The sequence below is a fragment of the Mycobacterium sp. genome (genome assembly GCF_035570115.1).
Taxonomy (GTDB): Bacteria; Actinomycetota; Actinomycetes; order Mycobacteriales; family Mycobacteriaceae; genus Mycobacterium.
Genome location: NZ_DATMLH010000304.1, coordinates 1 through 22,459 on the forward strand (window position 1 = coordinate 1; position 22,459 = coordinate 22,459).

Genomic DNA, 22,459 nt, shown 5'->3' on the forward strand with positions numbered 1-22,459 from the left:
GCGTCTTTCATCCCCGACGTCATGGCGTTCTTCTTTCACAGCGGTCCGCTTTCATGGCAAGGCATCCTCGTGTTCTGGCTAGCACTCGCGACCTACAGCGTGTTCCTGATCGGGATGGGTTTGGTGCTTCGTCGAGCGGTACTGCGTTTGGGTGGCGACCTCGCATCCGCACATGCCGCGGCATGAAGGCGAAAGTCGAAGTCGCTGCAGGTGTTGTCGGAGACCTCGACAAGAGCTGGGCCGCAGCCCGCAAAGGGTTCGCGGCCACAGGTTTTCGCGGCGCTCCCAGGCCGCGGCCCGTTTTTTGGCTGAGCGGCGCCGAAGGCTAAGCGCCCACCGTGAGGCAACCCTCGCCAGCCGCCTTGATATGGCGATGGAAGGCGGGTCAGGACAAGAGGCTGGCGAATTCGCTGATGTCGATGTCCCGGGAAACATGTCGGTACGTTTGATGGATTCTATTGAGCTCGCCCTTACCAACTCGTTCTGACGGGAATCTGTCAGAGATCGCCTGGACCGACTCGAAGCAGCGACGGTTGCACTACTCCTGACAAGCTGTTGCGACCACGACTCAGGTCAGAACATGTTGGTCAAATACAGTTGTAGAGAGTCGAATACGCTCTCGAGTAGTCCGCTGCTGGCAACCCCATGCCCAATTGCATCGATCCACGCGTCGAAATTGTTGATGTTGTCGGAGATGTCGACATATGTGAGGTCGCCGTTGGTCGACGTGGTTGCATCGGCGATCTCCGACGGTGTCAACCCCAGGTATTCCACATGCTGGACGAATAGGCCCACGAGCGGATCCAGCAGACCTCCTGCCGTGAAGTCCTGTTGGAAGTCGGCGACGCCGTCGCCGTCCAGCGAGTAGATCGTCGCCGGGTACAGATCATCCGGCGTCACGTTGCCAAGGACGGCGTCCATGCCGAGATCCGTGAGAATCGTGTTGGTCAGACTCGAGCCGAATATCGTGTCCAGATCCGGGACCAGATTGGGCCATATGCCGCCTGGAAGGGAGGGGTCGCCGATGAACACGAAGTGCAGGTCGTCGCTGGGGATGTTCCCAGCTTGCGCGAGCTCGGTCATTGCGATCGACTCGGCGGTGGCGCTCTGCGAGTATCCGAAGATCGTCAGCGGATCTGCGGCGCTGAAAGCACCCGGATCCGCGTTGTATTCGTTCTCCACGGCGAGAACGACGTCGTTGGCGGCTGTGAGACTGCTCGGGCCCTGCTGAATCAGTTCGGGCGTCGTCAGCACCTGCAACGGCGCGCTGCACGGTTCGGTCCCGACCATGTCGCAGACCGTCGAGTAGGTTGCGCCATCGTCGAAACCCAGCGGGTGCAGATACAGATCCTCGGCGGCCTGCGCGAAGGCGGTGTCCGGCGTCGGCTCGGTGGTTCCGCCGAGGATGATCGCCGTGTCACTCCCAGATAGCGGGTCGTCCGCGGACAGCAGAGTCACGTCAGCGTGGGCGGCTTGGTTTAACGGCGCGCTCGCCATGCCGACGACCATGCCAACCGCGGCAACGTTCGCGAGCAACTTAGATCCGTTCACCGCTGCACTCCTCTCTCACCGAGCACCGCAGTGTGATCTGCGTCATCGCATCTTCTTAGCTGAAGTTAATCCTGGTTTCAAGGAGTTCTCAGGGGCCGGGTATTTTCTGGCGACTCCGTCGCGGGGTTCCAACGCAGCGTTGGGGCAGGAGCTAACGGCAATTCGGGTGCGTTCCATCGCCCAATTGACCACGGCCACAGGAGATTCAGTTGTTTGAGACGCAGGCCGAAGCGCTCGCACTTGCGCAGCCGTCGGAAGTGAACTCTTGAGACAGAGAGGCGCCGGTTAGTCGTCGAGTGGGATGTTCCGCTGCTTTCCGGAGATTTCGATGTGGTAGCCGTGCAGGACTGTGACGATCATCGAGATTGAGACGACGCCTTCGGCGATGAAAAATGCGGCGAAGTCGATGAGCGAGCCGATCGGAGGGTCGCCCGGGACGGCGTCTCGCAAGGGGATAAGCGCGAATAGCAATGTGCCGAGGAAAGCGAGTGCAGACCAGAACAAGCCGAACTTGCCGCTGGCGATGTACCAAGCCGCGATGAGCGAGGCGATGGTCAGGCACCACATGAACACCATGATGAACGCGGCAAACACGATCGTGCTCGTCGAACGCTGCACTTTTGTCGTTGCGGCGAAATGTGATTGAGGTGTCGTGATGGTTTTGGCTTCCCCATCGTCTTGATGCACCTGGATCGATTTTTCCTGTTTCGGGGACAACTTGAAGAAGGTGTCGATGTTGTTGAACACGACTCGGATCGGGACGACGCGCTGATTTGGGCCGTCGCCGACGAGCACGTGGAAAAAGAAGTTCGCCGTGTAGCTGTCGAAGGGGTAATCGGTGATGATCCCGTCACGAAGCGCGAATTGGACCGAGACGAATTCTGGGCGTTGATGTGCTTTGGAGACCAAGGTGCGGTTGCTGACCGCATTGCTGATGAGGGTTGCATCTTCTTTCAGCTCATGTGTGTGCTCGTCCACCAAGGAGCCCGCGCCCTTTAGCTCCAGTTGGGCACTTATCCGTGCTGTAGACGGGTCGATCTTCTGGATGAGGACGGTAAGGGTCACATGGTCGGGGTTGTCGGTCTCGCCGAGCACAGTCGGATGGTGGCCTTTGTGGTGCTCCACCCAGTACAAGGAGACGCTCAGGACGGTGAGCGCAACGACCAGGAGCGATAGAAAGGTGAGCTTGGCTAGGCTCGGCTGCCGCGGTGGGCCGGTTGTTGACGTCTTTGGCGGTTTCGGTATGGGCATCGTCAGTGTTGACGTGGACATGCGCAGCCTTCCTCAAGCTATTTCTTGAGCGGTCACGGTGGCCGACGCCTAGGCGCAAGCACACAAGCCGAGATATCCGCGCCCCCTCGGTCCGGCCATCATGCCGGAATTGCAGCCAAAAGCCCTCGGAGGACGCGCCGTGCGACGCACACCGGGTGAGATTCGTTCATGGTGTGTGCAGACATCGGTTACGCGGAATCTCATTCAGCCTGAAAGATGTCATTCAGGCTCCGCCGGCCGACGGGCAATCGTAAGGGGAGAGGGTCAGAGCGAACGCTCATCCTTTGCCCACGAACGCAGGAGGGATCTGATGGCCCGCGAATCTCTCGTCGGTACCGGACGCTTTCGCCCGGCCTACCTTCGCACTACCGACGCACTGAACAACCTCGGCTGGCTGCCGAACCTGGTGCTGAGGATCACTGTTGGGTTCATGTTCTTTAGCGGTGCGGTGGGCAAGCTCGGCGATCTCGGTAAGTTCACAGCGATGTTTGTCGGCCTGGGTATTCCGGCCGCGCAGGTGCTCGCCCCGGTTACGGCAGTGGTGGAACTTGTTGGTGGTGTGGCGTTGATGCTGGGCCTTGCTACCCGGCTGGTGTCTCTGGTGCTGGCCGGGGATATGGTCGGCGCCTTGATCACGGACATCGGCCCGAATCTGGCGCAGAAGTATCCGGCTCTCTGGGATTTCCTGAGCAATTTGTTCTATGCGCCGGAGTGGCTGCTGGTGGGGCTGCTGCTTTGGCTGCTGTGTGTAGGAGCCGGCAAGGCCAGCTTGGACGGGCTGATCGGTCGACGTTTGCCGGTGCTGAGCACCGCGGACTAAGCGCCCACGCTGCCCGAATTTGCAGGTCAGCGGAAGCGGACGTGCAACGTCGCCAGGCCGAAGATCTTCTTGCCGCCGGACTTTGCGGCGACGATGACGACACCGGTGCGAGTGCCAGGGTCCAGGGATTTGATTCGGCCGCTGAACTCGATGTCGGCGCCCTCAGCGGCCGACACGATCGCGGGCGCAGACAGCCGCACCGCAAAGCGGGTAACCGCACCGGGGTCGCCCGACCACGCGGAGGCGAATCCGGCACCCAAACCCATGGTCAGCATTCCGTGGGCGATCACATCGGGCAGGCCGGTCAGCTTGGCGATGGTCTCGTCCCAGTGGATCGGGTTGGCGTCGCCGGCCACGCCGGCATAGTTCACCAGGTCACCGCGGGACAGTCGGGCGTGGTGCACCGGTAGTTCATCGCCGACCTTCACGTCGTCGAACGACGGCGTGCCCGGCGTACGGGCGGTGTCCTCGGCGATGCGTATCTGGCCTTCGGGGCGCACCGTCTTGTGGTACTCGGATTCGCCGATTGCGAAGATGTCGACGTCGTGCATCATCGTCTTCTGCACGGCCGTCATGATCGCCGGATCGATGTCCTCGGCGGTGAGACCGACAACGGTGGTGTGCAGGGTGTGTACCCGCTCGCCGGCGGTGTCGGTGAAGGTGTTGGTCACGGTGATCAGGTCTCTGCCGGCGATTCGTCGCACCGACGTCAGTTCGACGTCGACGTGCAGCTCGTCGCCGGCGACGATCGGGCGGTGCTGCTCGAAGACTTCTTCGGTCTGCATGTAGGTGTCGTAGCCGACGACTACCTCTTCGAACATGTGGCGATTGCAGGTCATGCCCGGGGTCGACGTGAACGTCAGCGGCGCCACCAGGTCTGAATAACCCAGCTCAGCGGCGGCGGCGACATCCCAGTGCGCAGGGTGATAGTCCTGCACCGCACGGGCGTACTCGCGCACCTTCTCGCGGCCGACCAGGTAGGTGCCGTCCATCTGGTAGTAGTGGCCAACCCGCGATTCGAGCGCCAACGCTTCTGCTGCTGCGGTCATGAATGTGCTCAACTTTTCTGTCGGCTTGTTCAATGAGGCCGACCTCAGCACAGTAACGTGCGCACACCGCGGCAATACACGCCGATCTGGCTGGAGCTCCTAGTGGTGCGCGGCGCGGGCCAGGTCGATGGCGTATTGGTTCACGAAGTGGCCCGGCCCGGGATCGCCGCGGCCGCAGGCGCCGTCGGAATCACCGGGACGCTTGATCCATAGGTAGGCGTCGGCATGCGCACCCGCAGTAGCCGTCGTGGGCGGGACGCCGAGCGCCCGACCGCTGGGGTTGCACCAATTGAGCGGGGCGTCGGGCGCTGGTCCGGCGCCGTTGCGCGAGGTGTCGACCACGTAGTGCGCACCCTTTGTGAGCGCCGAAACCGCTTCGCCATAACCGATTTCCTCATCGGTGGTGAAGAAATTTGAGGTGTTGAGGCTGAAACCCCGGGCGTGGTCTACACCGACCTGGTTGAGCCTGGCGGCGATTTCGTTTGCGCTCAACCAGCGTGAGTGCCCGCCGTCGACGTAGACGGCGGCGGCCGGATCGCGGGTCAGCGTGTCGACGGCGTAGCGCATCAGACCGTAGCGTTCGTCCCGTTGACCAGCCGAGAGGCAGTCGGCCATGTCGAGTGCATCGGGTTCGACGATGACTGTCGCCGGCGAGGCCCCTAGAGCGGCTCCGACGCCGTCGATCCACTGGCGGTAGTCGGCTGCCGTCGCGAATCCACCCGCTGCGAAACTCCCGCAGTCGCGATGTGGAATGGCATAAAGCGCCAGCACCGGCATGCTGCCGGCGGCCTGGGCGGCGCCGACATACCCGGCGACCGCAGCGGAAGAAACCCCCGGGTCGACCCAGTGCGCCTGCGGCGTGTTGGCGACCGCGTCAAGTTCGGGACTCGGCGGATTGGCCTTATGCGCGGCGGCCATGGCCGGCGACGTGGGATCGACGTAGAAGGGTTGTCCGGCCAGCGGGTTTGCGTCGTCGACCAGGCGCACCGCCGGGGCGGGACCGACCTGGGCCGGGTCGGCCGAACAACCTATGCCGAGAACGGTCGCAACCGCCAAGAAGGGGACAATCCATCGCGCGACCGCGCCGGTACCTGAGGAGACCACCTGAGAAAACATATTGTCGCCGCGCAATCGGCGCCACTCCGGGGTCGTCAAAGCGCTGCGGCGCGTAATGATCGGGCCGAGCGAAACGATGGACCGCAGGTGGTCTGAGCTGGCACGGTGACTCCTTGTGCGGGTGTGGCTGAGCGGCTAGGCAGCGGCCTGCAAAGCCGTATACGCGGGTTCGAGTCCCGCCACTCGCTCCGCGCGGCGGCCGGAGGACTATTCCGACTCCGAGCCGTGTTGCTGCTCGGGTGAGTAGGAAACCGAACCGGTGAGCAGGCAACAGCTGCACTTCAATGCGTTCATCTGGCCCAACGGCTATCACGAAGCCGCCTGGCGCATTGTCGACGACGACGTCCGCAACGTCCTCGGCTTGTCCTACTACACCGATATCGCCCGGATCGCTGAACGCGGCTTGATGGACTCGATTTTTCTAGCCGACAACATCGCCATCGCCGAATACCGAGCTACCTATCTCCCGCAGACGCAATTCGACCCGATTGCGGTGCTGTCGGCGCTCGCCGCGGCCACCAGCCGGATCGGGCTGATCGGGACGGGCTCGACGACCTACAGCAAGCCGTGGGATCTCGCCCGCCGGTTTGCGACGCTGGATCATCTCAGTGGCGGTCGCGCGGGCTGGAACATCGTCACCACCGTCACGCCACTGGCCGCGGCGAATTTCGGTGAACGGTTTCATCCCGAGCGCGCCGATCGGTATGCGCGCGCCCACGAATTCGTCGAAGCTGTCACGCGTTCGTGGGACGGCTGGGCGGACGACGCGGTCGTCGGTGACCGTGAGCGTGGCGTGTGGGCAGATCGTGGCAAGCTGCACGCGCCGCGCTTCCACGGTCAGTTCTACGACGTCGAAGGGGTCCTGCCGTTTCCCCGGTCGCCGCAAGGGCACCCGGTGCTCGTTCAAGCGGGACAGTCGGCCGCCGGTGTCGGGCTGGCCGCCCGCTACGCCGAGGTGGTGTTCTCCGGGCCACCATCGCTGGAGGCGGCGGTCGCATTCCGGGCCGATCTGCTCGCGCAGGCCGCTGCCGTAGGCCGTAAGCCAGATCAGGTGCTGGTGCTGCCGGCGTTGATGGTGACATTGGGCGGCACCGAGGCCGAAGCGCAGGCAAGAGCGCAGCGACTCGAGGATCTGGCAAGCCCGGAGTTTCGTTGGCAAAACGCCTTGTACACAGCCGGACTCGATCCCGACGGATTCGATCCGGATGCTCCGCTGCCCGCCACGCTTTGGGCCGACCAGTCGATACCGTCAAGCCGCGCCGAACAGCTCTATGCGGCCGCGCGAGCGCGACCGAACGCGTCCTTACGCGAGATCACCCGGCCGACGGGTGGAGGTGCGGGAGGGGCGCATTTCATCGGCACACCCGAGCAACTGGCCGCTCATGTGATCGCTTGGCAGGATGCGGGTGCGGTCGACGGCTTCACGTTCATGGGATCGACACTGCCGCATGAACTTACGGCGTTCGTCGATCATGTTGTGCCGATCCTGCAGCGCCGTGGCCGATTCCGCACCGAGTACACCGGCAAGACGTTGCGCGATCACCTGGGGCTTGCGCGGCCGTCCAAATAGCAAATCCGCGTGCCCACAGAGGTGTCATATAAGTTTCAGCGTCACTCCGGCGTCGTTGAAGACGTCTTGTATCGCATCGAACAATGTGCGCTGCCCTTGGCGTATGTCGTTGAGGTAGTGCTGCGATACCGCGCTGTGTTGCCATTCGAATTCGTAAGGCCGATTTTCGGGAGTGCCGAATCCGCCCCGTAGGCAGTCGGCCAGGGCGTCGAGGTTGCGTCCGAAGTATCCGCCGGGCCCGTTGACGGAGGATCCGATTTCGCGATAGAAGTCGTTGGCTGATCTGATCTTTCGGCCGTCGATTCGGAAGATCACGGGCGGGTGTGCGGCTGGCTCTCGCGTCATCTCTGCCTTCCCGCGCCAGTGACCAGACAGAACGAGTCATAGTGGTCGCCGGTGTAGAAGTATTGGGTGGGATCGGTCAGTGGTGCTCCGCCCGTGACGATGCGTCTCAGCGACCGGTCTCGGGCACGCGGGGTGATCACGGTGTACTCGTGGTAGTAGCCCCTGCGCTGCTTGGGCAGGTGGCCCTCGTAGTTAACAAACACCGCACCGTCACTGCCCGGAAACGGGAAGGGGCCGCCTGCCTGGATGCGCCTCACGGTGTCGAGCGCCTCTGGGGGCAGGGTGGACATCGGGCACGTCGGCCCACTGCTTCCACTGACTGTCGTCGGTGCCGGGGCAGAAGAATGGGTTCGCGCCAACATCCACGCGCCGAAGATGACGATGAGTGCGCAAATCGCGACAACTGCCAACTTGCGTCGACCCACCTGCGCTCCTCGCTTCCGCGTTACATACTGGTGGCATGGATGTGACGAGACGGCGATTCTTCATCACCGCAAGCGTGACCGCAATGTCGATGGTCACGATAGGGGCCTGCGCCGCGGGTAGGACGTCGGCATCGCCTGACTCCGGCTTCGCTGTGACCCACACCGATGCCGAGTGGCGAAACCTGCTCACCCCAGCCCAGTACGACGTGTTGCGCAACGCAGGCACCGAGACTCCGTACACCAGCCCGCTCAATGACGAACACCGTCGCGGCGTGTTCAGCTGCGCGGGCTGCGCGCGGCACCTCTACTCCTCGGACACCAAGTTCGACAGCGGCACCGGCTGGCCGAGTTTCTGGAAGGCCCTGGACAACGCGGTCCTGGAACGCTCAGACGGCAGCCTGGGCATGATGCGCACCGAAGTTCTCTGCAGCCAATGTGGAGGCCACCTCGGCCACGTGTTCAACGACGGACCGCAGCCGACCGGTCTGCGGTACTGCATGAACGGCGTCGCCATGACCTTCCAGGCGCTCTGAGCCAGCCGCGCTGAATCCCGGGCGACGAACTCAGCACCACGGGATCGAGGACCGTTGCGCTCTAGTGGGTCTCGTCGAACGCGGGCCAGCGCAGAATCTGACGCGCGGTACGGCCCAGGATCCAGGTCTTCTCGTCTTCCGAGAGCGAAGGGCAGTGACGGATGCTAAACCGAGCCTCGCCCCAATTAGCGTGCCGCGGACTCGCCGATGAAGCGTCTGTGCAATTCCTCTGTGAGGACATGGATTTGGCGGGTCAGCTCGGTGTTGGTCTTGAGCTCGAGTTCCTGAGCTTCAAAGTCGTGGTCGGCTTTGGCCTGTTGGAAGGCTGATTGGCGGTTCTGGCCGATCATCACGAACGTCGACAGGAAGATCGCTTCAAGTGACACCACCAGGGTCAGGGTCGGCCAGGGGTTCTTTTCCAGCGCGGCCATCCACACCGCGAACAGGACTGCGTGGATCCAGACGAAGTTCATCGAACCGGCAAATGCGGTGATTCGATCGGCCAGTCGCAGCTGGATGCTGGCGCTTCGTTGCTTGGCCTCGTCCAGCACGGCTGGGTGGTGACGTTGAGTGCTATGTAGCAACCGATGCGGAATGAGTTGAGGAATTCGCCGATCGCGGCTAGAGCGTGGGGGTGTCATTTTCAGTCCTTCCGGGCCCGTCGGGTTTCATTCTGGTCGTCCTCGCGGCATCGGGATAGCTGTCGGACGTGATCGGCATTGATCACAATGGCGGTGAATCACATTGGCGGGGGACAGACCAGGAGTCCACGATGACTATCTCAAGTGAACAAGGCAGCCGCACGGTACTCATCAGCGGGGCGAGTAAGGGCATCGGCCGCTCTCTAGCCGAACGCCTGGCCGAGCGAGGGGACAAGGTAGTGGGCATCGCGCGGACTCCGGACGCTACCTTCCCCGGTCTGCTGTATACCGCCGATCTCTCCGACCGAATTGCAACATCTGTTGCACTACAGGAGATTTCATCTGCCAACCGGATCGACGCGGTGGTCAACAACGTAGGTTTGGTCCGTCCTCAGTCGCTCGACGACCTCACCCTGGACGCGCTCGACGCGGTCCTCGATGTCAACCTACGCACCGCGATCCAACTGGCCCAGGCGGCCCTACCCGCGATGCGCCGCCGAGGCTGGGGCCGCATCGTCAACATCGCGAGTCTGGTCGCGCTGGGCGCCCCACAGAAGCGCACCGCTTATGCCGCTGCTAAAGCGGCCCTGATTAGCGCGACCCGCGTGTGGGCGCTGGAGCTGGCAGCCACCGGCATCACCGTCAACGCGGTCGCGCCGGGACCCGTCGAAACGGCACTGTTCCGGGAGAACAGTCCACCCGGCAGCGAGGGCGAGATTCGCTACCGTGCCATGGTTCCCATGGGCCGCCTGGGACGCCCCGAGGAGATCGCCGCAGCGATCGCCTTCTTGCTATCCGACGAAGCATCGTTCATCACCGGACAAACCCTGTTCGTCGACGGCGGCGCGTCCATCGGACGGCAGTCGATCTGAGCCTCCCGGCTATGCGCCGAGCCTGAACAGGTTGAGTTTGTAGTTGTTGACGACGAAGGGGAGTAGCCGGGCCAGCAGCGGCATGCCGTAGCGGTAGCGCGCGGGCCAGGTCGAGGCGACATCTGGTTGTGGGGTGGCGAATGTGCGGGTGTCCAACAGCTCGTGTCCCCAACGTTGGAGCTGGCTCGGATCGTCGCAAACCCACTGCATCCGGGCGTCTACCGCGTGCATTGACCCGTTGCGGTGCTGATTTCGCAGCATCACCGCGCCAGCGGTGTCGAAGGCGATCAGGGACCCCGCAAACCGATGAGCAAGCTGCGATAGCACGGTGCGGACCTGGTCCTCGGTCAGGTACACCAAGACCGCCTCGCATACGAAAAGATACGGGCCAGGGGCAGCGGCGACGGTGTCGAACCAGTCGGTGTCCAGTACTGAACCCACCAGCATCGTGCGCCGCTGCCGGTCGGTGAAGAAACGGCGGCGTAGCGCGATCGTGTCAGGAAGGTCCAGATCGAACCAGCGGACCGTCCCGTTATCGAGCCGATCGAACCGGGTGTTCAGCCCGGTGCCGACTTCGACGACCGTTCCCGTCGGATGCGCGGTCAAAAACGCCCGCACCCATCCGTCGAGAATCGCCGATCGCAGGACGCAACCCAACAACGCGGGACCGCCGAACCGGGCGAAGTCGTATTCAAGGCCGTCGACCAAATCACCGGCCCGCTCGTCATTGAGCACCGGATGGCGCTTGGCGGCGTCGCGTGCCCTGCCGTACAGCGGAATCAACAACGTCTCTTGCACGTGACCCAGCGCGGGAGCGACTTTGGACATCGAACAGCACCTCCGTTCCAATCGACCCGATGACTTCGAGCGTGAACCAACCCCGGTCGCGCCTGCTTGTACGGATCCGTCGGATTCGGCGATGATTCACGCACCAACGAGATGTACTGGCTGTGATGAAAGACGACGGATCCGTACAAGCGACGCGCGAACCGGCGCCATCAGCCTGGAAGAACCAGCACGCAACAAATCCGCTCGGAATCAGATGACGCGAGAATGCGGCCATTCCAAAGGAGTCGAATGTGGTGGGCGAGCGCATACCCGACAATCGATTCGCGGCAGCTACTGTCGCTTTTGTTGTCTACACGCTGGTAATGCTGTTGGTGGAACGGCGTATGCGCGCGACCGGTGGTCCGGGGATTATTCCATTTGAGTTGGCCGGCAGTGCGACTCGAGCTGAGGACATTATGACCCGCTGGGGCAGCGACGGTCAGCGGGCCGCGCGGGTATCCCTATGGCTCGATTTCGGATACATGGCAACCTACGGCACGTTCACGGCGCTGCTTGTCGACGGCGCCCGTCGGCGGCGTGGCCATCCGGCCGTCTTGCCCGCAACTGTGATTGTCGCCGTCGCCGCCGACGCGATAGAGGGAGTGTCGTTACTGAACGTGCTTCGCCGCACGCGAATTGCCGTTGACGCACGGCGTGCGCAAATCGCCGCTCTCGTCAAGTTCGCGGTCCTTACTGGCGCGCTTGGATATGTTGCCGCGGATCGTTTCGCGTCTGATGCTCAGCGGGAAGTTGACGACGTTAGTGCCGCAGCTTGTTGAGCTGCACCTCGACGTGTAGCGCACTGGCGGCGGTCTTGTAGCTCTCGACGACACCCTCAAGCCGTGCACTGGAGCCCTCGAAGCAAGCCCAGTCAAAGACGGCCTGACATACGTGATCGGCCAGACTGCGCAAGATGCCATCCCGAGGAGGGTTGTCGATAACTCTGATCGCGGCCGTGCAGACCATTCCCTTGTCGACGTTGTCGCCCTGTAGTGCCCGCTGAGCCAGTGTCAGGAGGTGTCGGGTATGTCCGCCCTCGAAATCCATGTATCCCTCTGCTTCGTAAAAGCACTAGATCGGCCGACTGGTAAAGCTAGTCAACAATCAGTACGTGTCGGCCACGTTCCGGTAACAGAGATACATCGGTCACGACCGAAAAGGTTGGCGCAGTAGCTGGTGGCCGCTATGGATCCAGATCCGCAACTTTGTATTCAATTCTGTCTTGAAATATCCACGACACCCAACACGCCGATTTAGTTGTCGCGTTCGCTACCCGCCGCTAAGTTTGAGGCGCGGTCACGGAGGGGATTTCAGGAAATTTCGGGAGAGAGAACACGAATGCCCGGCGATCGGGATGATGACTGCCGCGAGCAGCTGGTCGATGCCACCCTGGAGCTCTGCATGAGCCAGGGGTACGACGCCACCACCGTGGATCAGATCGCCGCCGCCGCCGACGTGACGCCGGCTGACTTTGAACGCCACTTCGCGACAAAGGATGCGGCCATCATGTCGGTTGTCGATGACATGCTGCAGGCCACCGCCGCAGCACTCCACGACGTTAGGGCGGACGTCGACCCTGAGCACGCGCTGCTGATCGCGACCATCGAGTTGTTGGGCGCGATCATCGATGGCCGCGGCGTCATAACGCGTGATCGAATGCTGGCAATGGGGCGCGTCGTCACCTCAACCTCACATCTGCAACAGCAAGCGTCTGCAGTCCGCAAGCGGGTGCTGACGCAGGCGCTCGCCGGCCGGATGGGATTCGATTCCCAGGATCGGCGGGTGCAGCGCGCGGCCACGATGTGGTCGGCCATCGCGGCCGGCGCCTACATCGGCCAGCTTCACATGCCACCCAACTACGATCCGCGCCAGGATGATTGGCTATCGGAGCGAATGGCGGCGAACCTATCCGATACGTTCGCAGAGGTCATGGGCGAGGCCCCGTGGCAGGAGGATTGACTACGGCTGGGTGGCCGGGGCGATGAGGGCTTTCATGACTCGGCCGGTGCGCAGCGCGTCGAACGCGGTCAGCACGTCGGCAAGCGGACTGATGACCGTGGTGAGGTCCGCAACGGCGATTTGTCCAGCGGCCAGCAGCTCGATAGCGCGGTCGAATTCGTCGTTGTAAATGTACGAGCCCCGCACCGTAATCTCTTTGAGCAGGATCGTGGCCGAATCCAGGCCAGGGTCGGGTCCCGCCCCGACCACCACCAGAATGCCGCCCGGGGCCAGCAGTTTCAGTGCGGCAGAGGTCGCGGCGGCGCTGCCCGAGCACTCGAGCACGACATCGACCTCCGGTCCGCTGGTGTCGGCGTCGGCGGCGATCGACACCGCGTGGGAAGCCTCCGCGAACTCGGCCCGTTGTGCGGCGGGCTCCATGAGAAGGATTCGTGCGGGCGATCTGAGGTGAGCGAGCCTGCTGGCGAGCTGCCCGATTGGACCGCCGCCGGTCACTAGTACCGTCCGCCCCGACAGCTCGCCGGCGAGGTCCACCGCTCGCAACGCGGTCGCCGTGGGCTCGACCCACGCCGCCTCGAGAGTCCCCAGCTCATCGGGGATTCGGCGCAGGTGTCCGGGGAAGGCGGCCATCAGCGGCGCCAGCCCTCCATCGGCCTGCAGGCCTAGCGCCGTCTCCAAGGTCGCCTGTCGACAGAAGTTCGGGCGCCCTGAGCGGCAGTAGACGCACGTACCGTCCACGTTGCCGTTGGGGTTGACCGCAACCCGCTGGCCGATCGCCCAGTCCGCGACGTCGTGGCCGACCGCCGCGATCCGACCGGTGGACTCGTGTCCGAGGATGCAGTCACCGCGGTACACCTGCGGCAACTGGGAGGCGTGCAGATCGCTGCCGCAAATGCCGCACAGATCGACCTCGACGAGGACCTGACCGGGTTGCAGCCTGGGGCGTGGTCGATCCTGTAATGCGATCTGCCCGTCAGCGGTGAGTACCACCGCGGGCATTGTCACGTCAGGGGATACGGCCCGAGACGGCCCCAGGCCACGATGACGGCGAGCGTAAGCAGCACCGCGTTGATCGCGATCATCGGCGTTTCTTTGCGCCGAGCGTGCACGACGGCCGCACCGATCATCGTCAGGGCGAGCCCGATTGCCGCCAGTGGCACCAGGATCGGCGCAATATGCAGCGCGGCCGGCAGGATGAGCCCGATCGCGCCGAGGACCTCCAGGATCCCGATGAGCCGGATTGTGGACGGGCTGAAGTCCTGCGCCCAGCCGAAGCCGGACGCGACGAGTTGCTCCTTGGTGCGAACGATCTTCATCAGCCCGCTTGCGGCAAACCCCACCGCAAGCACGATCGCGATAATCCACAGCGCCAGGTTCATCCGGATCTCCTCATTGTTTTCATGGTTAACAGTTGTCAGCCGAATTCCTGGTTAAGGACTTCGATCTCGCGGTCACTCAACGACAGGCCGCCAGCGGCAAGATTGTCGGTTAGGTGGCCGCGAGTCCGGGTTCCCGGAATCAGCAGGACGTTAGGTGCGATGGCCAGCAACCACGCGAGGGCGACCTGTGCGGAGCTCGCTTCGTGGCGATCGGCGACGCCGGCGACGACCGAGTTGGACAGGATCTCGTCGCGCTGCGCCGTGGGAAAGCCCAAGGGACAGAACGGCACGAACGCTATCTCTCGTGCACAGCACTCCTCCAAGACGGGCAGGCTCTCACGGGCCGCGAGATTGAAGAAGTTCTGCACGCAGACGATTTCGGTGATGTCCAACGCCCGCATCAGGTGGGCGCGGCTGACATTGCTGATTCCAATTCCGCCGATCAGTCCCTTGTCCCGGGCTGTGACCAGGGCGCCGAGCTGATCAACGAAGCGGGCATCGGGTGCGGCGTTGTCGAGCACCCGTAAGTTGACAGCGGTAAGTTGCTCGACTCCCAGTGTCGTGAGGTTGTCGTATATGCCGGACAGCAGCTGATCGGGTTCGTCATAGGGCAGCACCGCACCCGAATCGTCGCGGCGGGCCGCGACCTTGCTGACCAATGCCAAACCCTCGGGGTAGGGGTGAAGTGCCTCACGGATCAATTCGTTGACCACCCCCGGCCCGTAATACTGCGCGGTGTCGATGTGATCGACCCCGGCCTCCACCGCGGCCCGTAGCACTGCGATGGCTTCATCACGGTCGCGTGGCGGACCGTAAACGTTGTCTCCGGCCAGCTGCATCGCGCCATACCCGACGCGCCAAACCGTTTTGTCGGCAAGGGGATAGCGAGACGCATGGTTAGGCATAAATCGGCGCAACGTCGAAGTAGACGCGGTACGCGTCGATTTTGCCGGCAGCGTCGAGATGGAAAATCGTCACACACGGGATGGTGACCTGCTGACCGTCCTTGCGGTCGTAGGTGACTTTCAGTTCGACGATCGTGTCTCGGTCGACGTTCCATTCCCGTACCACCTCGTGGTGCAGGCCGGCGATCGTGTCGTAGAAGTTGGTGAGGCCTATCCGGATCTCCCCGATGCCGACCAGCGGCTGGCTGTTGCCGAACACGACCCGTCCACCCTCGGCAAAAAGTGGGGTCAACGCCCCAACGTCCATCGCGTCGACCAACGCGAAGAGGTTGAGCGTCTGGGCGCGCGTTGTTGCACGCATAGGGGTCCCTCTCTCACAAGGGGCGGCGTGGCAACGATGATACGTGATACGTCATGTTCCTAGCAAGATGATCTTGCGGTGGGCTGATGAGGTGACCCAGATGCGTGTCTAGACCGGTGAGCGTCGCCCGCTCTTCACCACGGAACCGGCGGTAACGAGCTATGGAAATTCATGTGCACGTGGACGTGTTCCAGCGCCGCGGTGAGCGGCGCGAGCAGATCGTCAGGCAGCGGGTCGAAGAACATGCGCCGGACCAACGCCACGTGACCCGGGGCTGCCGCGTGGATCGCGCTGCGACCGGCCTTTGTCAGAATCGCATCGGTCGCCCTGCGGTCGTCCTGCGATGGAACCCGCTCAGCGAGGCCTCGTTCGCACAACCGACGCAGCTGATGCGACGCACGGCTGCGTTCCCAACCGATCAGCGCCGCCAGATCAGAGATTTGCAGGCGGCCGCCAGGCGCATCGATTAACGCGTTCAGAACGTGGTAGTCGGCCAGAGACAAATCGCTGTCGCTCTGCAGCTGCCGATTCATCTCGTAGTTCATCCGCATCTGCACGCGCATGAACGCGCGCCAGGCTTGCAGCTCGGCCGGCGACAGCCAAGGGTCCTGATCGGTCTTCCGGCGTTGACTACGTGACACTTCGGCTTTTCCTTCTCCGGCTATCCGCCCAGGATATCCAGATCATCGCCGGAAAACCCTTCAACGCGTCGCGACCGACCTCCGCCAGTAGGGCATGACCGGGAGCGAATACAAACGTCAGCGACGATGTTTACATGATTTATCACGTATATTGATGAAGCCAAAACAGGCCGAAAGGACTCACGATGACGGAGACCATCAGTCGCTTGATGGAAGCGAATTTGCTCGGGGTCTTCAATGAGCGCGACGCGGGTCGCAGGGCCGCGATGATCAACACCATCTACTCGCCTGATGTGCGCTGGACGGACGACGAGGGGAGCACGGTCGGTCGTGAGGCCTTAGACGTCAAGGCAACAGCGTTGCAATCGCGAACGCAAGGACTGGTTTTCACCAAAGCAGGTCCGGTCTACGAAACACGGGGACTGGGCTACATGGCATTTGAGATCGGGCCTCCCGGTGGCGAGCCAGTGGTCTGCGGATTCGACGTGGCCGTCGTGCGCAACGAACTCATCTCCGAGCTCTACACCGTCATCACTAGCAGTCGACCGGCCGACACGTTGCTCGCCGAGCCGGAAAGTGGTGACGGTCCGTCGCAGCTGCTGCAGGCCTTCATTGGCTACCTTCGGGCGCGGCCCACCGCCGCCGATTCCGGAAGCGGAGCGGACGGCTCGTCTGAGCTGGAAGGCGTGTCACGCCGCAGCACTGAATTAGGGGGCGTCCCCGCCATCATGCTGCAACCGCAGGTCGGTAGCCCCGAACGGACCGTCCTGTATTTCCACGGCGGCGGCTACGTCACTGGCTCACCGCCGGACCGCTACGTGCCGTTTGCGGCCGCGGTAGCCTTGGCCGCCAACGCTCGAGTGTTCGTGGTGGACTATCGGCTCGCTCCACAAACCCCCTTCCCAGGCGCCTTTGACGATTGCCTGCGCGCCTATCAGTGGCTTGTCACAGACGGCGATGCCGACCCGCAAATGCTGACCGTGCTCGGTGATTCAGCCGGCGCCAACTTGGCTGTGGCCGTCACCGCCGCGGCCCGCGATCAACGCTTGGCGCTTCCCGAACGAATCGCTCTGCTCTCGCCGTTGGCCGACCTGACTTTCGGCGGCGCCTCCATCGAGCAACGTAAACACCTGGACCCGTTGGTCACCCGTGAGATGCTCGAGTCAAGTGTCGTCGACTACCTTGCCGGGGCGGATCCCCGCGACCCCCGCTGCTCCGCGATCTTCGCCGACATGCAGGGTTTCCCCCCGATGCTCATCCAGGTCGGTGAGAACGAGATCCTCTACGACGATGCCACCCGTATCCGGGATGCCGCCACCGCGGCTGGTGTCGACGTGTCCTTCGAGTCTTGGCGACATGGAATACACGTCTGGCCGGTCTTCATCTCGGCCGGGCTACCCGAGTCGTCTGCGGCCGTCGAACGCCTGGCCACCTTCTTCAAGACATAGCTCAGTGGTTGGCCAGTGGGCTGGTGGCCTGCCAGGGAGTTGGGATGAGTACTTCGACGCCTGCTCGTTCGGCGAGCGGGAGTAGCCGGTTCATGGTGGCGTCGAAGTCATCGGCCAGATAGGGCATTGGGCGCAACGGGTGATTCAGGGTGCGGAAGAAGTCGTCCCAGTGCACCAGGATGATCCGGCGCGCTCCGGTGGTAATGACGACCTCGTCCCAGTAGGTGTTGAGGAACTCGTCTGATTGTTTACCCAACAAACCGACGCCGAAGTAGATGACGTCAGCGTGGTGCCCGGCTAGCGCTCCGGGAACGAAGTTGGCGCTGGCGTGAATCAGGATCCGTCCCTGCGGATGGTTGACCAGCACGGAGTAGCAGGTGGCGCTTTTCCAGGCCCGGGTGGGCGCCGGCGGGACGAGCGGGTCGGTGACCACACCGGGGTAAAGGTCGCCGGGGCTGTGTACCGAATGGATGAAGGTCAGCTCGAAGTCGTTGTAGGACAGGGTTTGTCCGTCGCTGACGACTTTCAGCGAGGACTCGGGTACGTTCAGGCCACGTCCGATGTTGGCGGTCGATTCCGAGCCGATGAGGTCGGCACCGGTCTCGCTGACCCAGATGGGTGCGTCCATCGCGTGGTCGTAATGAGAGTGTGCGCAGAACACCGCGGCCAATGAGCTCGCCACGTCGAGGCGGTCGATCGCATTGCGAACGAGTTGGCGGTTCGGGTTGATCTTGCCGAACTGCAGACTCAACATGCCCGGTCTGGTCACGAAGCCGTCGCAGAGGATCGACGTGTTCTCGTCGCGGAGTAGTACAGAACTCGTCCCGAGGAAATGCGCCGCCAGCGCTGTCGCCGCCGGCTCCGCTGGCCGCTCGAGAAACTTCCGGTAGTGGTCTAGCTGTGGATGAGCGAACGGTAGGTGGCGGCCCGGCTTGATGTGCTGAAGCAGCGAGCCGCACATATGAGACCCCGTCCGTGTGGTGTTTCCGGCTGGCAGCGTCGTTGGTGGCCGCTGTCATTATGGCAACGGGGATACGTAACCTCGCTCAATAGCGGGAAAGTCCGGAAGCGACGGAAGGTGCGGCATTGGATGAGGCGGCGACCCCTCGAGACGACCACCGATACGTGATCGTTGGTGCCGGTGCGATCGGCGGCACCCTGGGCGCATTGCTGGCCCGGGCCGGTGCCGCCGCGGTGTTGGTGGCGCGGGGTCGACACGCGGAAGTCTTGGCGATCGCGGGCATGACGTTGAGAACGGCCGACGGCACCTTCCACACGCCGGTCACCGCGGCGTCCGGGCCCGAGCGCCTGCGGTTGACCGATCGCGATGTGCTGGTCTTCGCGACCAAGACCCAGCAGCTCGACGCGGCTCTGCAGGAATGGGCGGACCAGCCGGTCTTCGGGCCAAACGGCCCAAATGACCTGGTCGGGACGGCGGGTGAGCGACTGCCGGCGATGACCGCCCTCAACGGTGTTGTCGCCGAGGAGAAAGCGCTGCGCTACTTCCGGCGGGTATTTGGTATCTGTGTCTGGTTGCCGGCTGTGCACCTCGAGCCCGGGGAGGTGATCGTGCGGTCGTGGCCGGTGGCCGGCCAGTTCCACATCGCACGGTGGCCAGCGTCGATCAGCACGCAGGACGACGCCGACCTGTTGTCGGGCCTCGCCGAAACGTGGACCGCCGCGGGGATCCGGGTGCATACTCCCGACGACGTCGCCCCCTGGAAGTACAACAAGCTGTTGAGCAACCTTGGCAACGCCGTTCGCGCCCTGGCCGCCGAGGCGGCTGACACGAGCGCGGTGGAGGCCGCGCTGCGCAGTGAGGGTGAGAATGTGTTGCGGCACGCCGGAATCGAGTGGGTCTCGTTCGAGACATCCACGGCCGCCCGGAAGAACGGACCGACTGCCCGCGCGGTACCCGGACGGAATACCGGGGCGAGCAACTCCACGTGGCAGTCGTTGAGCCGCAACACCGGCAACGTCGAGACCGACTTCTTCAACGGCGAGATCGTCCGGATCGCTCACCGCCATGGCATCACGGCACCACTGAATGCCGCTGTAGCACGCGTGGCACGTTCTGCCGTCCGCAACAGCCTTGGGCCAAGCCGTTATTCGGCGGCAGAACTGGCCCAACTGTTCGGGTGAACGCAAGCTGCCTAGGTAGTTGCTAGCGGGAACTACCTAGGCAGCTGGTGGGAGCACCGACAATGAACACCGAACCGCGGCTGAGGGTTGTCGATTACTTATAACGCGGCGCGTTACACGTCAATCGTCTGGCTGACGTAGTTCTCCCAGGTGGCGATGTTGCCTGCGTCAATCAGAAGTCCCTGGTAATCCGGGTCGGTACTGAGGCGCTGCTGGATCTTGCCGTAGGTGGCCCAGTCGTGAGCGGTCGTCAGCAAGCCGATGGCGTTGGTCCCCTGGCCCCCGACCATCGTGACCAGCACCGTGACGTTCTCCGCGCCATGCTTGCTGGCAAGCTCGCTCGCACGCTTCAGCTGCTTCTGAACGTCGCCCCAGGCCACGCCGGGGTTCGGATGCACGATAGTGGTTGCGACGATTGTCATGGTGGAAACCTCCATTAGACGGGACAGAACCCCAACAGTCTCTGGCGCGGCAGAGTGGGCGCCTAGGGTATGCGATTACCCCATTTCTGCGGATGCACGGTGAGGAGCCCAGATGCTTAGGAGGGACCGACGGCTGTCTGTGACTCGATGACGGTTTCGGGAGGGGCGGTGCGCTCCCACAGGACCGCGCCCACGCACGCTGTCACCACCCATCCGAAGCCAATCACCCCGCACCACATGATCAATGTCATCGCGACACCGATCGGGCCGAACCCGTCCCAGCCGCGGAGCAACAGAGGAAATATCACCCGGGCGGCGAGCGGGATGATGGTTCCGTCGATCACCACCGCGGCGAACCCGGCGAGCACAAGGTACTTCCATCCCCGGCCACCGTCCCGGACCAGGAGAACCGGCGTGAGCGACCAGAAGACCCATGCCGGCACGAGTGCCGCCACGAACAGCAGCATGCGCATCGCACCGGTGTGATCGCCGGCGAAGGCGATCCGTTCACGAAAGCCGATCATCGTCAGGTATAGGACGAACCACGTGGCGCCCCGCAGCAGCCTTTGGCTCAGCCCGAATTGCTCACGGCGCCAGGCCCTGGCGAAGATTCCGGCGATGGTGATCGACATCGGGATTCCCCACACAAGGAATCCGGCGACTCCAATGATCGTCCAACTCGACCTCAGTCCTGAGGAAGTGCCGAACGCCTCGCGGACCCTGTCACTTAGGGGGTGTTGGAGGCCCAGCTCGCGGATCAGGAGTATGCCCGGACTGGCGTCCTTAGCGAAGCCGGAGAAGTAGCCGAATCCGAGGATGATCAAGGGGATGACCGTGGTGAACAGCTCGATCGAGACAAGTCCGCTCTGCGTGCCGCCGTCGATCTCGTTGAAGCGGGCGAGGATTGCGGCGGCCGGCCGCTTGCTGCGGGCCTCCTCCAGCCGCCGGTAGCGCTCCTCGAGCCGGCGACCGACGTGCTCGCGCTTCGGGCTTGGGCTCATCGGTCGGCGAACTGGGCCAACGCGCGGCCCACCAGGTAGGCGACCAGCAGGCCGGGCTTCGGCCACAAGCGGGTTGGCAACAACCCGGCCCGACTTGAGCGTGACCGAGACGCCATCACGTCGATCGCCTCGTTGATCTGCTCCAGCTTGTCGCCAAATCGTCACGGCACTCTTTCGGGTACGGCTTGGGCACAGTGACATCCTTACAGCCCGCCCACTTTGGGCAAGCGATCTCACGTGCGACCTATCCGTCCAGCAGACCCGAGCGGGCGTGAGCGTGACGCTGCTAGCTCGCGACGGTGATCCGGCGTGCCGTTACGGGTTCGGCTTTGCCCTTGAGGTCGAGCGTGACGACCTCGCCCCCGTCGACGGCAGCGATGCGCGCGACGGTCTCGGGCATGACGATCTCGCCCCCCGCCGCAACGCCTTGGAGCCGCGACGCGGTGTTCACGACGTCGCCAATTGCGGTGAAGTCGCGGATCTCGCCCTCGCCGACGATCCCGACGTACGCCGGGCCGACGTCCAAGCCGATGCCCACCTCGAGCCGCGGGCCCTTGCGCGAGCCGCGACCCTGCGTGCGCAGAATTGCGAGAGCGTCACTGACCATCGCGTCGACGTAGCGGCCGTTGCGTGTGAGGGGCGGAAAGTAGAGGCCCATCACTTCGTCACCGATGAGCTTGTCGACGATCCCATGCTGGACGATCACCTGCGTGATCTCGGAGTAGAAGCGATTGAGGCGCCCGGCCATCTCGTCCGGTGGGAGCGTCTCGGCGAGGGCGGTTGAGTTGCGGACATCAGCGAAGAGCACCCCGATGGTCAGGGTCATGCCACCCTGGGGCGCCGCCTCGAAGCACACCTTGCACCACCGCGGATTCTTGCGCGACGGGCTCTTGTCCATCCGTCGCATCAGCCAGCCGCCGACGCCCGCGAACGGGTTGCCACAGGCTTCGCACCGCGGGGCGGACGGCAGCTTCGAGAGCAGCCGAATCCCGCGCCGAATCCTGGCGTGGCCAAATAGTTCGAAGAATCGCGCCCACTCCTCCGCGTTGGTTTGCGCACCCTCGGGGTGTGGGGGCGTGCGATTCGACATCCCTCATTTTCGCACCGCATGCCCATCGGCGACAGCTCTCATCAGATCGGGCCAGCGGAGCTGGCTCGTCAATCCCTAAATGGACACAC

At 63.4% G+C, this 22,459-nt stretch carries 26 protein-coding genes, 1 tRNA gene and 1 pseudogene; 10 read left to right on the plus strand and 18 right to left on the minus strand.

The genetic code is table 11. From position 1 onward, the window contains the following. Window positions 1-186, plus strand: a pseudogene (locus VNW74_RS28740) (hypothetical protein); the annotation flags it as partial. 387 nt (window positions 187-573) lie between these two features. On the opposite strand, the gene VNW74_RS28745 reads toward VNW74_RS28740, so the two are convergent. Beyond that, window positions 574-1,551 (minus strand): PE-PPE domain-containing protein, encoded by a 978-nt coding sequence (locus VNW74_RS28745; protein WP_325683228.1) that lies wholly within the window; start codon window positions 1,549-1,551, stop codon window positions 574-576. Window positions 1,552-1,836: 285 nt separating this feature from the next. Next, window positions 1,837-2,823 (minus strand): DUF4436 family protein, encoded by a 987-nt coding sequence (locus tag VNW74_RS28750; protein ID WP_325683231.1) that lies wholly within the window; start codon window positions 2,821-2,823, stop codon window positions 1,837-1,839. Window positions 2,824-3,133: 310 nt separating this feature from the next. Between VNW74_RS28750 and VNW74_RS28755 the strand changes: the two genes are divergently transcribed. Beyond that, on the plus strand, window positions 3,134-3,643 hold the full coding sequence (locus tag VNW74_RS28755) for a DoxX family protein (protein ID WP_325683233.1): 510 nt from the start codon (window positions 3,134-3,136) through the stop codon (window positions 3,641-3,643). 26 nt (window positions 3,644-3,669) lie between these two features. Here VNW74_RS28755 and VNW74_RS28760 read toward each other — a convergent pair whose 3' ends face one another. Next, window positions 3,670-4,692, minus strand: coding sequence for a fused (3R)-hydroxyacyl-ACP dehydratase subunits HadA/HadB (locus VNW74_RS28760; RefSeq protein ID WP_325683235.1), 1,023 nt, complete (start codon window positions 4,690-4,692; stop codon window positions 3,670-3,672). A 99-nt stretch (window positions 4,693-4,791) separates the two neighbouring features. Beyond that, on the minus strand, window positions 4,792-5,808 hold the full coding sequence (locus VNW74_RS28765; protein ID WP_325683237.1) for a glycoside hydrolase family 6 protein: 1,017 nt from the start codon (window positions 5,806-5,808) through the stop codon (window positions 4,792-4,794). A gap of 117 nt (window positions 5,809-5,925) precedes the next feature. On the opposite strand from VNW74_RS28765, the gene VNW74_RS28770 reads away from it, so the two are divergent. Continuing rightward, a tRNA-Cys gene (locus VNW74_RS28770) sits at window positions 5,926-5,996 on the plus strand. A gap of 71 nt (window positions 5,997-6,067) precedes the next feature. Continuing rightward, the gene (locus tag VNW74_RS28775; RefSeq protein WP_325683239.1) at window positions 6,068-7,378 is read left to right on the plus strand and encodes an NtaA/DmoA family FMN-dependent monooxygenase; all 1,311 of its coding nucleotides are present in this window, start codon (window positions 6,068-6,070) and stop codon (window positions 7,376-7,378) included. A gap of 24 nt (window positions 7,379-7,402) precedes the next feature. Here the strand turns inward: VNW74_RS28775 and VNW74_RS28780 are convergent, their stop codons facing one another. Further along, window positions 7,403-7,723, minus strand: coding sequence for a barstar family protein (locus VNW74_RS28780; protein WP_325683241.1), 321 nt, complete (start codon window positions 7,721-7,723; stop codon window positions 7,403-7,405). After that, window positions 7,720-8,148 carry a ribonuclease domain-containing protein gene (locus VNW74_RS28785; protein WP_325683244.1) on the minus strand — a complete coding sequence of 143 codons (429 nt, stop codon included), beginning with the start codon at window positions 8,146-8,148 and terminating at the stop codon, window positions 7,720-7,722. Before VNW74_RS28785 ends, VNW74_RS28780 begins: the two co-directional genes overlap by 4 nt. An 89-nt stretch (window positions 8,149-8,237) precedes the next feature. Here VNW74_RS28785 and msrB point away from each other — a divergent pair, with 89 nt between their 5' ends. Continuing rightward, window positions 8,238-8,681 carry a peptide-methionine (R)-S-oxide reductase MsrB gene (gene msrB, locus VNW74_RS28790; RefSeq protein ID WP_325683300.1) on the plus strand — a complete coding sequence of 148 codons (444 nt, stop codon included), beginning with the start codon at window positions 8,238-8,240 and terminating at the stop codon, window positions 8,679-8,681. 185 nt (window positions 8,682-8,866) lie between these two features. Here the strand turns inward: msrB and VNW74_RS28795 are convergent, their stop codons facing one another. Next, window positions 8,867-9,232 carry a DUF1003 domain-containing protein gene (locus tag VNW74_RS28795; protein WP_325683246.1) on the minus strand — a complete coding sequence of 122 codons (366 nt, stop codon included), beginning with the start codon at window positions 9,230-9,232 and terminating at the stop codon, window positions 8,867-8,869. 221 nt (window positions 9,233-9,453) lie between these two features. On the opposite strand from VNW74_RS28795, the gene VNW74_RS28800 reads away from it, so the two are divergent. Beyond that, window positions 9,454-10,194, plus strand: a complete 741-nt coding sequence (locus VNW74_RS28800) for an SDR family oxidoreductase (protein ID WP_325683248.1) — start codon at window positions 9,454-9,456, stop codon at window positions 10,192-10,194. 9 nt (window positions 10,195-10,203) lie between these two features. On the opposite strand, the gene VNW74_RS28805 is transcribed toward VNW74_RS28800, so the two are convergent. After that, complete coding sequence (locus VNW74_RS28805) at window positions 10,204-11,022, minus strand: class I SAM-dependent methyltransferase (RefSeq protein WP_325683250.1); 819 nt, start codon at window positions 11,020-11,022, stop codon at window positions 10,204-10,206. Window positions 11,023-11,276: 254 nt separating this feature from the next. Between VNW74_RS28805 and VNW74_RS28810 the strand changes: the two genes are divergently transcribed. Then, on the plus strand, window positions 11,277-11,801 hold the full coding sequence (locus VNW74_RS28810; protein ID WP_325683252.1) for a hypothetical protein: 525 nt from the start codon (window positions 11,277-11,279) through the stop codon (window positions 11,799-11,801). Here VNW74_RS28810 and VNW74_RS28815 read toward each other — a convergent pair. Beyond that, on the minus strand, window positions 11,782-12,069 hold the full coding sequence (locus VNW74_RS28815; protein WP_325683254.1) for a hypothetical protein: 288 nt from the start codon (window positions 12,067-12,069) through the stop codon (window positions 11,782-11,784). The genes VNW74_RS28810 and VNW74_RS28815 overlap by 20 nt on opposite strands. Window positions 12,070-12,360: 291 nt before the next feature. On the opposite strand from VNW74_RS28815, the gene VNW74_RS28820 reads away from it, so the two are divergent. After that, entirely contained in the window at window positions 12,361-12,981 is a 621-nt protein-coding gene (locus VNW74_RS28820) for a TetR/AcrR family transcriptional regulator (protein WP_325683256.1), read from the plus strand. Here VNW74_RS28820 and VNW74_RS28825 read toward each other — a convergent pair whose 3' ends face one another. From VNW74_RS28825 to VNW74_RS28845, 5 genes are all read right to left on the minus strand, one after another. Continuing rightward, window positions 12,982-13,971, minus strand: a complete 990-nt coding sequence (locus tag VNW74_RS28825) for a zinc-dependent alcohol dehydrogenase (protein ID WP_325683258.1) — start codon at window positions 13,969-13,971, stop codon at window positions 12,982-12,984. 11 nt (window positions 13,972-13,982) lie between these two features. Next, window positions 13,983-14,360 carry a DoxX family protein gene (locus tag VNW74_RS28830; protein ID WP_325683260.1) on the minus strand — a complete coding sequence of 126 codons (378 nt, stop codon included), beginning with the start codon at window positions 14,358-14,360 and terminating at the stop codon, window positions 13,983-13,985. A 35-nt stretch (window positions 14,361-14,395) separates the two neighbouring features. Further along, window positions 14,396-15,265, minus strand: coding sequence for an oxidoreductase (locus tag VNW74_RS28835; protein ID WP_325683262.1), 870 nt, complete (start codon window positions 15,263-15,265; stop codon window positions 14,396-14,398). Beyond that, complete coding sequence (locus VNW74_RS28840; protein WP_325683264.1) at window positions 15,258-15,626, minus strand: nuclear transport factor 2 family protein; 369 nt, start codon at window positions 15,624-15,626, stop codon at window positions 15,258-15,260. The genes VNW74_RS28835 and VNW74_RS28840 overlap by 8 nt, the downstream gene beginning before the upstream one ends. 134 nt (window positions 15,627-15,760) lie before the next feature. After that, the gene (locus VNW74_RS28845; protein WP_325683266.1) at window positions 15,761-16,267 is read right to left on the minus strand and encodes a MarR family winged helix-turn-helix transcriptional regulator; all 507 of its coding nucleotides are present in this window, start codon (window positions 16,265-16,267) and stop codon (window positions 15,761-15,763) included. 185 nt (window positions 16,268-16,452) lie between these two features. Here VNW74_RS28845 and VNW74_RS28850 point away from each other — a divergent pair, with 185 nt between their 5' ends. Beyond that, the gene (locus VNW74_RS28850; protein WP_325683268.1) at window positions 16,453-17,715 is read left to right on the plus strand and encodes an alpha/beta hydrolase; all 1,263 of its coding nucleotides are present in this window, start codon (window positions 16,453-16,455) and stop codon (window positions 17,713-17,715) included. A gap of 1 nt (window position 17,716) precedes the next feature. Here the strand turns inward: VNW74_RS28850 and VNW74_RS28855 are convergent, their stop codons facing one another. Further along, complete coding sequence (locus VNW74_RS28855) at window positions 17,717-18,676, minus strand: MBL fold metallo-hydrolase (RefSeq protein ID WP_325683270.1); 960 nt, start codon at window positions 18,674-18,676, stop codon at window positions 17,717-17,719. Window positions 18,677-18,801: 125 nt separating this feature from the next. On the opposite strand from VNW74_RS28855, the gene VNW74_RS28860 reads away from it, so the two are divergent. Beyond that, window positions 18,802-19,857: a ketopantoate reductase family protein gene (locus VNW74_RS28860; protein WP_325683273.1), complete on the plus strand. Its 1,056-nt coding sequence runs from the start codon at window positions 18,802-18,804 to the stop codon at window positions 19,855-19,857. Window positions 19,858-19,970: 113 nt separating this feature from the next. Here the strand turns inward: VNW74_RS28860 and VNW74_RS28865 are convergent, their stop codons facing one another. The 3 genes from VNW74_RS28865 to VNW74_RS28875 all read right to left on the minus strand — a co-directional run bounded on the left by VNW74_RS28865 (window position 19,971) and on the right by VNW74_RS28875 (window position 22,370). After that, window positions 19,971-20,279, minus strand: a complete 309-nt coding sequence (locus tag VNW74_RS28865; protein ID WP_325683275.1) for a hypothetical protein — start codon at window positions 20,277-20,279, stop codon at window positions 19,971-19,973. A 116-nt stretch (window positions 20,280-20,395) separates the two neighbouring features. Further along, a complete protein-coding gene (locus tag VNW74_RS28870) occupies window positions 20,396-21,280 on the minus strand; it encodes a hypothetical protein (protein ID WP_325683277.1) in 885 nt (294 codons plus the stop codon). A 286-nt stretch (window positions 21,281-21,566) separates the two neighbouring features. Beyond that, window positions 21,567-22,370, minus strand: a complete 804-nt coding sequence (locus VNW74_RS28875) for an adenylate/guanylate cyclase domain-containing protein (protein WP_325683279.1) — start codon at window positions 22,368-22,370, stop codon at window positions 21,567-21,569. Window positions 22,371-22,459 lie beyond the last annotated feature (89 nt).